The sequence below is a fragment of the Lunatimonas lonarensis genome, from assembly GCF_000390185.1.
Lineage (GTDB): Bacteria > Bacteroidota > Bacteroidia > Cytophagales > Cyclobacteriaceae > Lunatimonas > Lunatimonas lonarensis.
The window spans coordinates 215,302-227,573 of record NZ_AQHR01000085.1 but is presented as its reverse complement, the minus strand read 5'-3'; the positions used below and the strand labels follow the sequence as shown (position 1 = coordinate 227,573).

Annotated in this window: 12 protein-coding genes; 4 read left to right on the top strand and 8 right to left on the bottom strand. The window is 46.8% G+C overall.

Annotation, left to right across the window (positions count from 1 at the left end; genetic code table 11):
* Positions 1 to 48 precede the first annotated feature (48 nt).
* The 8 genes from argH to ADIS_RS13655 all read right to left on the bottom strand — a co-directional run bounded on the left by argH (position 49) and on the right by ADIS_RS13655 (position 8,833).
* The gene (gene argH, locus ADIS_RS13690; protein ID WP_010855154.1) at positions 49 to 1,380 is read right to left on the bottom strand and encodes an argininosuccinate lyase; all 1,332 of its coding nucleotides are present in this window, start codon (positions 1,378 to 1,380) and stop codon (positions 49 to 51) included.
* Positions 1,381 to 1,582: 202 nt separating this feature from the next.
* Positions 1,583 to 2,644: a M20 family metallo-hydrolase gene (locus ADIS_RS13685; protein WP_010855153.1), complete on the bottom strand. Its 1,062-nt coding sequence runs from the start codon at positions 2,642 to 2,644 to the stop codon at positions 1,583 to 1,585.
* A 17-nt stretch (positions 2,645 to 2,661) separates the two neighbouring features.
* Positions 2,662 to 3,462, bottom strand: a complete 801-nt coding sequence (gene argB, locus ADIS_RS13680) for an acetylglutamate kinase (RefSeq protein ID WP_010855152.1) — start codon at positions 3,460 to 3,462, stop codon at positions 2,662 to 2,664.
* Positions 3,463 to 3,477: 15 nt separating this feature from the next.
* Positions 3,478 to 4,422, bottom strand: a complete 945-nt coding sequence (locus tag ADIS_RS13675) for an N-acetylornithine carbamoyltransferase (RefSeq protein ID WP_010855151.1) — start codon at positions 4,420 to 4,422, stop codon at positions 3,478 to 3,480.
* A gap of 17 nt (positions 4,423 to 4,439) precedes the next feature.
* Entirely contained in the window at positions 4,440 to 5,582 is a 1,143-nt protein-coding gene (locus tag ADIS_RS13670; protein ID WP_010855150.1) for an aspartate aminotransferase family protein, read from the bottom strand.
* 251 nt (positions 5,583 to 5,833) lie between these two features.
* The gene (gene argC, locus ADIS_RS13665; RefSeq protein WP_010855149.1) at positions 5,834 to 6,802 is read right to left on the bottom strand and encodes an N-acetyl-gamma-glutamyl-phosphate reductase; all 969 of its coding nucleotides are present in this window, start codon (positions 6,800 to 6,802) and stop codon (positions 5,834 to 5,836) included.
* Positions 6,792 to 7,997 carry an argininosuccinate synthase gene (locus ADIS_RS13660; RefSeq protein ID WP_010855148.1) on the bottom strand — a complete coding sequence of 402 codons (1,206 nt, stop codon included), beginning with the start codon at positions 7,995 to 7,997 and terminating at the stop codon, positions 6,792 to 6,794. Before ADIS_RS13660 ends, argC begins: the two co-directional genes overlap by 11 nt.
* Before the next feature lie 140 nt (positions 7,998 to 8,137).
* Entirely contained in the window at positions 8,138 to 8,833 is a 696-nt protein-coding gene (locus tag ADIS_RS13655) for an N-acetyltransferase (RefSeq protein ID WP_010855147.1), read from the bottom strand.
* 399 nt (positions 8,834 to 9,232) lie between these two features.
* On the opposite strand from ADIS_RS13655, the gene ADIS_RS13650 reads away from it, so the two are divergent.
* From ADIS_RS13650 to hisF, 4 genes are all read left to right on the top strand, one after another.
* Complete coding sequence (locus ADIS_RS13650) at positions 9,233 to 10,012, top strand: phenylalanine 4-monooxygenase (RefSeq protein WP_010855146.1); 780 nt, start codon at positions 9,233 to 9,235, stop codon at positions 10,010 to 10,012.
* A 110-nt stretch (positions 10,013 to 10,122) separates the two neighbouring features.
* The gene (hisH, locus tag ADIS_RS13645; protein WP_010855145.1) at positions 10,123 to 10,707 is read left to right on the top strand and encodes an imidazole glycerol phosphate synthase subunit HisH; all 585 of its coding nucleotides are present in this window, start codon (positions 10,123 to 10,125) and stop codon (positions 10,705 to 10,707) included.
* The gene (hisA, locus tag ADIS_RS13640; RefSeq protein ID WP_010855144.1) at positions 10,707 to 11,426 is read left to right on the top strand and encodes a 1-(5-phosphoribosyl)-5-[(5-phosphoribosylamino)methylideneamino]imidazole-4-carboxamide isomerase; all 720 of its coding nucleotides are present in this window, start codon (positions 10,707 to 10,709) and stop codon (positions 11,424 to 11,426) included. Before hisH ends, hisA begins: the two co-directional genes overlap by 1 nt.
* A 25-nt stretch (positions 11,427 to 11,451) precedes the next feature.
* The gene (hisF, locus tag ADIS_RS13635) at positions 11,452 to 12,207 is read left to right on the top strand and encodes an imidazole glycerol phosphate synthase subunit HisF (protein WP_010855143.1); all 756 of its coding nucleotides are present in this window, start codon (positions 11,452 to 11,454) and stop codon (positions 12,205 to 12,207) included.
* The last annotated feature ends 65 nt before the right edge of the window (positions 12,208 to 12,272 follow it).

Genomic DNA, 12,272 nt, shown 5'->3' with positions numbered 1-12,272 from the left:
GAATATACAATTTGAACGTCCTTCCTCCCCCTCAGTACATCCTGCGTGTCATTTTAGCAGGTTGGTCTGTGAACTATCTATCTCTCCAAAGCTAAAGGACTCCAATGCTCGGCTCATTTTTTCTTTGATCTGGTCGAGGCAAAGGTTTCCTATACTTCCTTCGTGGGTATGCAATACTTCCGTAGCGGGATTAAACTCCCCTGCCTCAATGTCCAAGCCTATTTTTTTATAGGCATCCCGGAACGGCATTCCCGCTAAAACAAGCTTATTGACTTCTTCCACACTAAATAGGTAGGAATAGAAGGGATCTTTGAGTATATCTTTTTTCACCCGGATATTATCAAGCATAAAAACAGTCATTTCTATGCACTCGCTGATTTTTTCCAAATCGGGGAACACCGTTTCTTTGAGAAGTTGAAGATCCCGATGATAGCCCGTGGTCATATTGGTCAGTTGCATCAGGATTACTTGAGGGCTGGACTGTAGCTGATTTGTTTTTGCACGCAGCAACTCAAAGACATCGGGGTTCTTCTTGTGGGGCATGATACTGGAACCGGTAGTCAGTTCATCAGGAAACACTACAAACCCAAAGTGCGGGTTCATAAACTGGATGATATCGTCCGAAAGCCGATTAAGTGTTCCTGCCAGTGCTGCCACCCCAAAGGCGATGAATTTTTCCGATTTTCCTCGGCTATTTTGCGCGTTGATCACATTGTAGTGCAGGTCTTCAAAACCCAGTAGCTGGGTAGTGAGGGATCTATTTAGGGGGAAGGAAGACCCGTAGCCCGCAGCGGAACCCAGTGGGTTTTGGTTTGCGAGCGAATAGGCAGCCTTTAGCAGCATTGTATCCTCTACCAGCGACTCAGCCAATCCGCTAAACCAAAGCCCAAATGAGGAAGGCATCGCGAGCTGGGTGTGGGTATACCCCGGCATGAGATCGTGTTGGTGTTTTTCTGCCAAATCGATCAGCTGATTGAACAGTTTTTTGGTAAGCAGCACAATTTCACGGATACGATGGCGGTAATACAGTTTGAGATCAACGAGTACCTGGTCGTTTCTGGATCGACCGCTGTGCAGTTTTTTGCCAACGTCTCCGTAGCGCTGTGTAAGCAAAAATTCCACCTGACTGTGGACGTCTTCAACGCCTTCCTCTATCCGAAAGGTACCAGCCTCGATTTCCATCCAGATTTCTTTAAGTCCTTTTTGGAGTATCTCCAGTTCGCTTCGGGTAAGTAGCCCGATGCTTTCCAGCATTTGCGCATGGGCGAGAGAACCCAATACGTCGAATGGAGCCAACAGTATATCAAATTCAGGATCTCGTCCAATGGTAAATTGTTCAACTTCCTGTTTGCTCGAGGTGTTTTTCTGCCAAAGTTTCATGTGTCTATAATTGTTTTTCAGCGGTCAGAACTTGTCCCGGTTTATCGGGATGGAATGCCCATTTATAATCATTCTCCTGTGTGAGAACTTTTCTCATGGGCATTTCATGGGTCTATAATGGTTTCAAATTGCTCAACACTGGCTCCTTTCCAGAGGTTGGGCCAGCTGGCCTTTACCGATTTCCATGTGCACGGTTCATTGCTCAGGAGCGACTCATATAGGTAGCTAGAAGATTTGTATACAGGTCTATCCCCTGATTGATTTCTTCAAGGTAAATAAACTCATCCGGCGTGTGGGACCGGGCAGAGTCGCCAGGGCCAATTTTCACTGATGGATAGGGAATCAGTGCTTGGTCAGAAAGGGTGGGGCTTCCATATTTGGAAATGCCCAATTGATCGGCAACCTGTAATATACGATGATCGGAGGCAATGTGGGAGGGGTTCAATCGCATGGATCGAGGGGTTAGCTCTGCCACCAACGCATCATCCAACTCATCGACAATTTCTTGCAGGGTATACGCATCGGTCACCCGGACGTCCAGTGTATAGGTACAGGTGTCCGGCACTACGTTGTGCTGTGACCCAGCCTGTATGATGGTTGCACTCACTTTGGTATTGCCCAGGTAAGGCGATACGCGGCTAAATCGGTAGTCCCTGATTTTCAACAAATCATCAAGTGCCAGATACAGCGCATTGATACCTTCTTCACGGGCTGCATGCCCCGCCTTTCCTTTTACCGTTGCGTCAATTACGACCAAACCCTTTTCGGCTACCGCCATTTGCAAAAGGGTCGGTTCGCCTACGATTGCAAGTTCCAGGGGTGGCAACTGGGGTAGGAGGGACTCCATACCATTCTTACCACTAATTTCCTCCTCAGCGGAGGCCGCAAACAGGAGGTTAAAGGGAAGCTGCATGGGATAAAAATGGACGAAGGCCGCCAATAAGCTGACAAGGCAGCCACCTGCGTCGTTACTTCCAAGACCGTACAGTTTTCCATCCGAAATATCGGCAACGAATGGATCCTTTGTGTATCCCTGATTGGGTTTTACCGTATCGTGGTGTGAATTTAAAAGGATTGAGGGAAGTGAGGGGTTAAAGTGCCGGTTTTTTGCCCAAACATTGTTGGCGGAACGAATCCATCCTATCTTTTTTTTGTCAAGATAATCAATGATCAAGTCGGCCGTTTTATCTTCCTCCCTACTGAGAGAGGGGGTTTCAATCAGCTTCTTGAGTAGCTCGATCGCTTCAGCTTTCAGGTTGTCCAAGGTGGATCGGGTTTGGATTAAAATAAACCATATTTTAGGCTTTGGATAGTGGTTCCGGCGTTTTTTCCTTTGACCGCCAAGTGGAGGTTTTCGGGTAAACCCATCCATACATGGTTGACACCTTTGTGCAGTGCCTCAAAGGCATTTTCCAATTTTGGAATCATGCCGCTGTGGATGACCTTATCCCGCTTGAGTTCCTCGTAAATATCCTCGTTGATAAGAGGAATTAGACTTTCGTCGTTTTTTTCGTCCATAAGTACGCCCGCCCTGTCAAAGCAAAAAAAGAGGTTAACTGTGTGGCTTTTGGCTAATTCGGTTGCGATGGTGGACGCGATGGTATCCGCATTTGTGTTGAGGAGTTGCCCCTGTTTATTATGGGTGATTGCGCAGATTACCGGTGCTATGGATTGACTGATTAAACTCGCCAAAAGATCGGTATTTACGGCGACCACATCTCCGACAAACCCATAGTCAATGGCGCCAACGGGACGTTTTACAGATTGAACCACGTTTCCATCTGCTCCCGTCATACCGATGGCGTTTTGTCCAAAGGCCTGTAACTGGGCCACCAGCTGTTTATTGATCAGCCCGGCGTACACCATGGTGACTACTTCCAGTGTTTTCGCGTCAGTGATTCGCCTGCCATCTACCATCTGCGGTGTGATACCCAGCGATTTGCCGATTCGTGAGGCAAGTACTCCCCCACCGTGGATAAGTATTTTATAACCCGGCAACGCTGCAAAAGCCCTTAGAAATTCGGAGGCTTTCTCGGGATGATCGATGACATTGCCACCTATTTTGATAACGCTGATTTCCATTTCGGTGAATAGTGGCTATGAAATGATTCGGTGCAATACTGCCTGTGCGGCGTAAATCCGGTTATGGGCCTGTTGTTGAACGAGACTTCGGGGGCTATCCAGTATCTCGTCAGATAGCTCTAGGTTTCGTCTTACCGGAAGGCAATGCATGACTTTGGCTTCCGGGCTTTTTTCCAACTTTTTCTCTGTGAGTATCCAGGGCTGGTCAACGTGGATGATTTTGCCGTACTCATGAAAGGCACTCCAGTTTTTCACATAAACAAAGTCAGCATCACGTAACGCCTCATCTTGATCATGTGTGATGGTTGCGCCTGCTGTAAAGCGTTCATCTAGATCGTAGCCCTCGGGGTGCGCTATGGTAAGGTCGTATCCGCAGCCAAGGGACCATTCTGCAAAAGAGTTGGCGACGGCATGGGGGATAGCTTTGATATGGGGAGCCCAAGTCAGCACGACTTTTGGGCGGGGTTTGTTTCTAAGGTTTTCCTGAATCGTTACCATATCGGCAAGACTCTGTAAGGGGTGTCTTATAGCACTTTCCAAACTCACTACAGGAATATTGGCATATTTGATGAACTGCTTCAGAATAAAGTCATCTGAGTCCTCCGTCTTGTTGGTAAGGGAGGGGAAGGCACGTATGGCCAGCATATCAAAATAACTTCCCAACACAGCAGCAGCGTCTTTGATATGTTCTACGGTGTGTTTGTTCATCAATGCGCCATCCTGCATTTCCAATGCCCAGCTTTCCTTATCCATATTTAGGACGATGCTTTCGATACCCAAATTGGAGGCGGCGATCTGTGTACTTACACGGGTGCGTAGGCTTGGGTTCAAAAAGATCAGACCTAGGCGTTTTCCCCGTCCCAGGTCTGCGTATTTTCGTGGATTACTCTTGAAAGCCAGCGCCTGCTCGATGAGCGCTGCGGCCATATTTTTATCATCAAATTGAGTGAAATGCTTCATCTTTAAGGGTTTCTTCGTCAGGCTTCGGTTAGGGTAAGTACAGATTGTAAACTTTCGAGGAATAAATGTAACGATTGTTGATCAATTGATAAAGGAGGAAGCAGCCTAATTGTGTTTTTTCCCGCCGAACTGCCCGTGAAAATCCTGTGTTTATGGACAAGCTCACTTCTTACTGGTCCTGCGTCTCTGTCCAGATCAATGCCGATCATCAGTCCCTTGCCGCGTATTTCCGTGATACCTTCTACGGATTTAAGTGCTTCCATAAGCCAATTGCCAAGTTGATCTGCATTGGCCATCAGTTGTTCGCTTTCAATAACTTCCAGCACAGCCAAACCTGCGGCACAGGCCAAGTGGTTCCCCCCGAAAGTGGTTCCCAACAGTCCATAGGAAGATTTGATATCAGGATGGATCAACACGCCCCCGATGGGGAATCCGTTGCCCATTCCTTTGGCCACTGTAATAACATCCGGTCGAAGTCCATCTACCCATTGGTGGGCAAAAAACCTACCGGTTCGTCCAAACCCGGATTGTACTTCGTCCAAAATCAGCTTTGCGTGGTGTTGCTTGGCCAGCCGGGCCAACGCGGTTACGAAAGAACCATCCGGAACCCGGATGCCATTTACACCTTGAATGCCCTCTATGATGATACCCGCTACCGTGTTGGATTTTAGGGCTTTTTCCACAGCCTCCAAGTCACCGAAAGTTACAAAATGGACTTTATGATGGCTGTTGAAAGGTGCCACGATTTTTGGGTTATCGGTGATGGCCACTACACCGGACGTTCGCCCGTGGAAGGCTCCTTTGAACGCAATGAAGGTGTCCTTTTCGGTTTCAAAAGACGCCAATTTTAGGGCGTTTTCATTGGCCTCGGCTCCGGAGTTACAAAGAAATAGCTCGTAGTCCGGATATCCTGAAATTCTTCCAAGTTCCCTTGCATAATCCTTTTGAATCGGTATTTTAACCGAATTGGAATAAAAAGCAATCATGTCCAATTGCTCCGTGATTCGTTTCACGTAGTGGGGATGGGTATGCCCAATGGAAATGACGGCATGTCCACCATAAAGGTCAAGGTATTTGTTTCCCGCTTCGTCCCACAGAGTAGCCCCCGATGCTTTGACAGGAGTTACGTCTATAAGCGGATATACATCAAATAGTTTCATGTGTCTATAATTGTTTTTCAAAGGTCACAACTTGGCCCGGTTCATCGGGATGGAGGCTATACCTGCCAGAAGTCGTGTCCAAGTATTTGATAGTCATCTCATTTTATGGCTACTACATTATGTCTGTTCGCGCATGGCAGCCTTAATGTCCTGCTATTTAAATCTTCATCATAGCAATCTATCATGCCCAATTCGCCTAACTTGATTCGTGCAGAATCCTTTATCGCTTGGGCTTGAGTATCGTCCTCCGATTAGAAGGCAATACTTTTCAGGGCCAAGCCAGTGTGTTCCTCCAAACCAAACGCCAGGTTAAGGTTTTGTACCGCTTGTCCAGAGGCACCTTTTAGCAAGTTATCTATGGCTGCATAGACAATCAACTGTCCGGCCTCGACCTTCAAATGAATAATACACTTATTCGTGTTTACAGCCTGCTTCATGTCTATATCCCTCCTCGACACATGGGTGAACGGAGCCTCTGCGTAGAAGTCTTCGTACAACTTGTACACATCGGCCAAATCACCTGTAAAGGGGAAGTAGGCAGTTATCCAGATTCCTCTGCTGAAATTGCCCCGATAGGGTACAAACAAAAGCTCGTTGGAAAATTCCTCCTCCAGCTGCCCAAAAGTTTGCCTTATTTCTTTAAGGTGTTGATGGGTAAACAACTTGTATACCGACACATTACCGGTTCGATTACTAAAATGTGTGGTCTCACTCAGTTGTTTTCCTGCTCCCGTGCTGCCGGTTATTCCCGTGATATGGATGGGATTATTGGCAGGCAGCCCAGAGGCAATGGCGGGGGCAAGGGCAAGTTGAATGCCGGTTGCAAAACACCCCGGGTTGGCTATTTTTTTTGAATGTCCGATTTTCGATTTATTCACCTCGGGCAAACCGTAAACAAAACCGTTGCTTTCATTTCGGAAATCCGTGCTCAGATCTATCAATACCGTGTCGTCAGAGAAACGGTGGGATTCCAGAAATGGCTTTGTCTTACCGTGTGGAAGGCAAAGGAATACGGCATCCAGGTCTTCCGTATACACCTGATCGGTGAACACCAACTCAGACTCTCCGATAAGATCAGGATGCGCTTCGTCGATTTTTTTTCCGTTTTGGCTGTTGCTGTGAATGTATTTGATTTCAACTTGAGGGTGGTGCAACAGGAGCCGGAGGAGTTCCCCACCCGTATAGCCTGCCGCACCTATTACCGCGGTTTTAATTTTCATGGTCGGTTTCGTTTTGGTTGACTTTGTGGAATATGGCCGTTTGGTTGCCCAAAATACGGGTAAATCCTTTTACGTCATCGGCTGTGTAGCCCTTGTTCATTTCTCCGTAACTGCCAAATTTGGATGACATCAGGTCATGAGGGGATTCCACCCCGACCAATTGAAAGCGATAGGGGTGTAAGGAGACATGCACTTTTCCGGAAACACAGGTTTGGGTATCTGCCAAAAAAGCCTCCAGGTTCCGCATGACGGGATCCAGGTAATGTCCTTCGTGCAGGTGGTTGCCATAAAACTCGGCCAGTTGGTTTTTCCAGAACATTTGCCATTTGGTGAGGGTGTGCTTCTCTAGCAATTGGTGGGATTTGATAATAATCAGTGGAGCGGCCGCTTCAAAGCCTACACGTCCCTTAATGCCAATGATTGTATCCCCAACGTGAATATCTCTACCTATACCGTAGGGAGCTGCCAGTTCTTGCACCCTCAAAATCGCATCCACCGGGTTGGCATATCGGATTCCCTGAACACTTCTAAGTTCACCCTGTTCAAATTCCAAGGTGATATCTTTTGATTCCGACGCGGTCACTTGGGTCGGAAAGGCAGATTCCGGCAAACCTTGGTGGGAAGTCAACGTTTCCTTGCCGCCTACCGAGGTACCCCAGATGCCTTTATTGATGGAATAGGCTGCTTTTTCGAAATTCATGCTCACCCCGTGCTTTTTCAGGTACTCAATTTCTTCTTCCCTACTGAGCTTGAGATCTCTGATTGGCGTGATTATTTCAGCCTCTGGAAGAATGGTTTGGAAAATCATATCGAAGCGTACCTGATCGTTTCCGGCACCGGTACTTCCATGGGCCACCGCTGTAGCACCGATGGATTTAGCATATTCTGCAAGCGATTTTGCCTGTAGGATTCGTTCCGCACTCACGGAGAGCGGGTAGGTTTGGTTCTTTAGTACGTTGCCAAATACCAGGTACTTGATTACCTCATCGTAATAGGTCTTCGTGACGTCCAACACATTAAATGAAGATACTCCCAATACCTTGGCTCTCTCCTCGATGGTAGCCAGTTCCTCCTTGCTGAATCCTCCTGTGTTTACCAGTACAGCGTGGACTTCGTACCCTTTGTCTTTGGTAAGGTGCAGTGCACAAAACGTGGTGTCCAATCCTCCACTGTATGCCAATACGACTTTCTTCATTTGTTTTTGGTTTGGTTTTCAACGTTCCCTTTAAATCTTTCGCCTGAACCAATCGTCACATGATCGGATGTTCAGGATTGATTTACAAGGGTTGTTTCTATTTTTCTTAATTGGTGTTAACGACTAATGAAATGGGTGCGTTATGCGTTAATCTTATCCGGTTTTACTTCCGTTTCAACGACCCGTTTCCGATTGAATTTCAGGAAAACGTGCTTTTTGATTTTCATAAGCCGTATAAACAGCTTGACATTTTTCTGAAACTCATCTCTTAGCTTTTTAATCTCTGATTTTTTTTCCGGTTTGGGTTCATACAGCATGGCCGTACAAAGGCAGTTTTGCCTGTTTTTGCTCATCAGAATTTCATAATTGACGCAGCTTTGGCAACCTTTCCAGAACTCCTCATCGGTTGTCAGCTCGGAGTAGGATACAGGGATGTACCCGAGCTCAGAATTTATTTTCATAACCGCAGCACCGGTAGTCAGGCCAAATATTTTGGATTCAGGAAATTTTGTCCTGCTGAGTTTAAAGACCTCCCTTTTAATTTCCCTTGCCAAGCCACACTTCCTGAATTCCGGAGATACTATCAAGCCGGAGTTGGCGACAAACTTTCCGTGGCTCCAAGCTTCAATGTAGCAGAATCCAGCCCAAGTACCATCTTTTGCAAGCGCTATGACCGCTTTTCCCTCCGACATTTTCACTTTGATATACTCAGGTGATCTTCGGGCGATCCCGGTTCCTCTTGCCTGCGCAGAACGCGCCATTTCTTCGGTGATCGTCTCCGCGTAAACATGGTGCTCAGGGCCAGCAGGCTTAATAATGAATTTTTGAGTTGTCATTGGTCTATTCATGCTTGGGAACACTCTTCTACCACCCTATGAACGACATTGTTCAAAGAGCATTCCTGAAATTAATGGTTGATAAGTTAAGTGAATCGATGAAAGACATCCGCGTAGGACGTCATGAATTTATCCAGGGACTATGCCCTAAAGACAGACCTAAAAGTTTTCAACGGACAAAACAAAACAAGGGAGTTCGACAAAGTTTCTGCCGTATAAGCAACGTTCGGTATGAATAACAAGCCCTTCATTTTTTTACCACACAAAGATTCAAACTAATCGGGAATAAAACAAATTTCGGCTCCACATTATTACTTAAAACCACAGAGAGTTGGTTTTCGTATGACAAAAGCAGAGATACCTATCCAGAATGTATACGTCTCGGATAAACAACAGCCCATGAACCTAACAGACCTAGCCAAAGATCCCAGAATGCCCCAAAAGAGGCAAAATTACGATGCCTACACGGAGGAGGAACAAGCGTTATGGAAATTGCTTTTTCACAGGCTCCATCCGCTTATATCCGAACATGCGAGCAGGCATTTTCTGGCAGGGCTTGAAGTACTGGGTTTTTCTTCTGACAAAATTGTATGTTTTGAAGAGGTGAGTAAACGACTGTCTGAAAGAACTGGATGGGGAGTAAGGGCGGTACCAAGCCTTATCCCTGAGAATTTGTTTTTTGGCTTGTTGAAAAATCGAAGATTTCCGGCTTCTCCAAGGATGCGAACACATAGCGAGTTGGATTATCCGCTGGAGCCGGATGTATTTCATGACACGTTTGGCCATTTACCCTTACTGACCAATCCCAGTTACGTGTTTTTTTTACAACAACTGGCCAGTTTAGCTGTAAACTACCTAGACAATCCCTTGGCCATGGGGATGCTATCAAGGGTCTATTGGTATACTGCCGAGTTTGGACTCCTTTGGGAAGGTGGACAGCTAAAAGCCTATGGTGCCAGAATACTTAGTTCCATAGGGGAAACGAAATTTGCCCTTTCCGACGAACCCAAACGCGTTCCTTTTGACGTGTCCACATTGCTTCTGACGCCCTACTGGAAAAATCGTTTTCAGGATCGATATTTCGTAATCGAAGGTTTCGAGCAGCTAAGCGAAGCGGTACCTTCGATCCAAGACGAGCTGGAGGGGATTCTTGCTAAGTCGGTTAGTGAGGATCTATGATCTTGGGGTAATTAAAGTGCTTTTTTATCGTTCAACCGCCGAAATCCACTAAATTAGCGCGCCGGAATACAGGCCGGTTACTTGTTTGGCCCACGTGGCCTAGTTACTTTATGAATATAGCCATCATCAAATACAATGCGGGGAATGTGCAATCTGTGCTTTATGCCATGGAGCGCCTCGGTGCCGAGGCGGTTCTTACCGACGATTGGGAAACCATCCAAAAGGCAGACAAGGTGATCTTCCCGGGCCAAGGAGAGGCCAGCACGGCAATGTCCTACTTGAAGTCCCGTAATCTCGATAGGTTGATTCGTGAGTTGAAGCAGCCATTTTTTGGGATTTGCTTGGGACTGCAACTGCTGTGCGATTACTCAGAGGAAAACGACACCCCCTGTTTGGGTATATTTCCCATACGCGTAAAGCGTTTTCCCAGTTTTGAGAAAGTACCCCATATCGGCTGGAATAGCTTGGAGAACCGAACCAGTGCTCTTCTTCAGGGATTGGATGAAAAGCCCTTTGCCTATTACGTGCATAGTTATTATGCAGAGCTGCATCCCGAGTATACCATTGCTACGAGTCACTACATGCTTGATTTTAGCGCCCTCTTGCATCGGGACAATTATTACGCCATGCAAGCCCACCCGGAAAAGAGTAGTGTGACCGGTGAGCGTATCCTTACCAACTTTCTAAATCTATAATGGAAATAATCCCAGCCATAGATACCATAGACGGCAAATGTGTGCGTCTGACCCAGGGTGATTACGCCCGTAAAAAATCGTATGCCGATGATCCACTGGAAATGGCCAAGCGTTTCGAAGATGCGGGCATCAGGCGACTTCATTTGGTCGATCTGGATGGTGCCAAAGCTAAAAAAATTGTAAACGCAGAGGTCCTTAGGAGGATTGCAGCCGAAACAAATCTCCTGGTTGATTTTGGTGGAGGAATACAATCTGAGGAGGATATTTCCTTGGCGTTTGAACTCGGGGCCCGTCAGGTGACAGGTGGTAGTGTAGCGGTAAAGAACCCTGCTCTTTTCGACAAATGGCTGCAAACCTATTCGGGTGAGAAAATCATATTGGGAGCAGATGCCAAAAATCGCCAAATTGCCATCTCGGGTTGGGAGGAAACGACCGACATGGAGGTCATTGCCTTTATCAAGGCCTATCAGGCCAAAGGTATAGAATACGTTATCTGTACGGATGTGGCTAAGGATGGTTTGCTTCAGGGACCATCTTTGGATTTGTACAAGGACATCTTGTTTGAAATTCCGGGTATTAAATTGATTGCTTCGGGCGGTGTTTCGGAGGTAAAAGACCTCGAAGCATTGGCCGATTTAGGGGTCTATGGAACAATCGTAGGCAAAGCATACTACGAGGGTCGGATTACGCTGGATCAACTTGCCGCATTTGTAGATTGATGGTTTAAACCCGAAAAGCGAATACATGCTGACGAAAAGAATAATACCCTGCTTGGATATCAAGGATGGGAGAACTGTCAAAGGGGTTAATTTTGTTGACCTTAGGGATGCTGGCGATCCCGTGGAGTTGGGTAAACTATATGCCGATGAAGGTGCGGACGAATTGGTTTTTTTGGACATAACAGCTACGGTCGAAAAACGAAAAACCTTGGTAGAACTTGTTACCCGAGTAGCGAAGAACATAAATATTCCATTTACGGTAGGCGGAGGGATCTCGACCGTTGATGACGTTAAGGCGCTTCTAAACGCTGGTGCCGATAAAATCAGTGTGAACTCTTCTGCGGTCAAAAATCCCAATGTAGTGGACGAAATGGCACGGGAGTTTGGAAGTCAGTGTATAGTTGTCGCCATTGACACCAAAAACGTAGACGGTGTTGATTTGGTCCACACCCATGGAGGGCGACGCCCAACGTCGATTGTCACTCAGCAATGGGCAGACGAAGTCTGTAATCGTGGAGCAGGGGAGATATTGCTTACGTCCATGGATCACGACGGAGTAAAAACCGGGTTCGCTAACCGCATCACCGCGGAAATATCGTCCAAACTGCCCATACCTGTCATAGCCTCTGGGGGGGCAGGGGATATGGGACATTTCGAAGAGGTGTTTACAATGGGGAGAGCCGATGCGGCACTAGCAGCCAGTATCTTTCATTTTAAGGAGATATCCATTCCTGATTTAAAGCGATATTTACATGAGCGTGGAATTGTAGTCCGGATCTAAGAAAGTAGTTCGCTGCCCGCTAGACGGGATGGTCGCTTTTAAGAGAGTCTGGCTATAAAAAAACA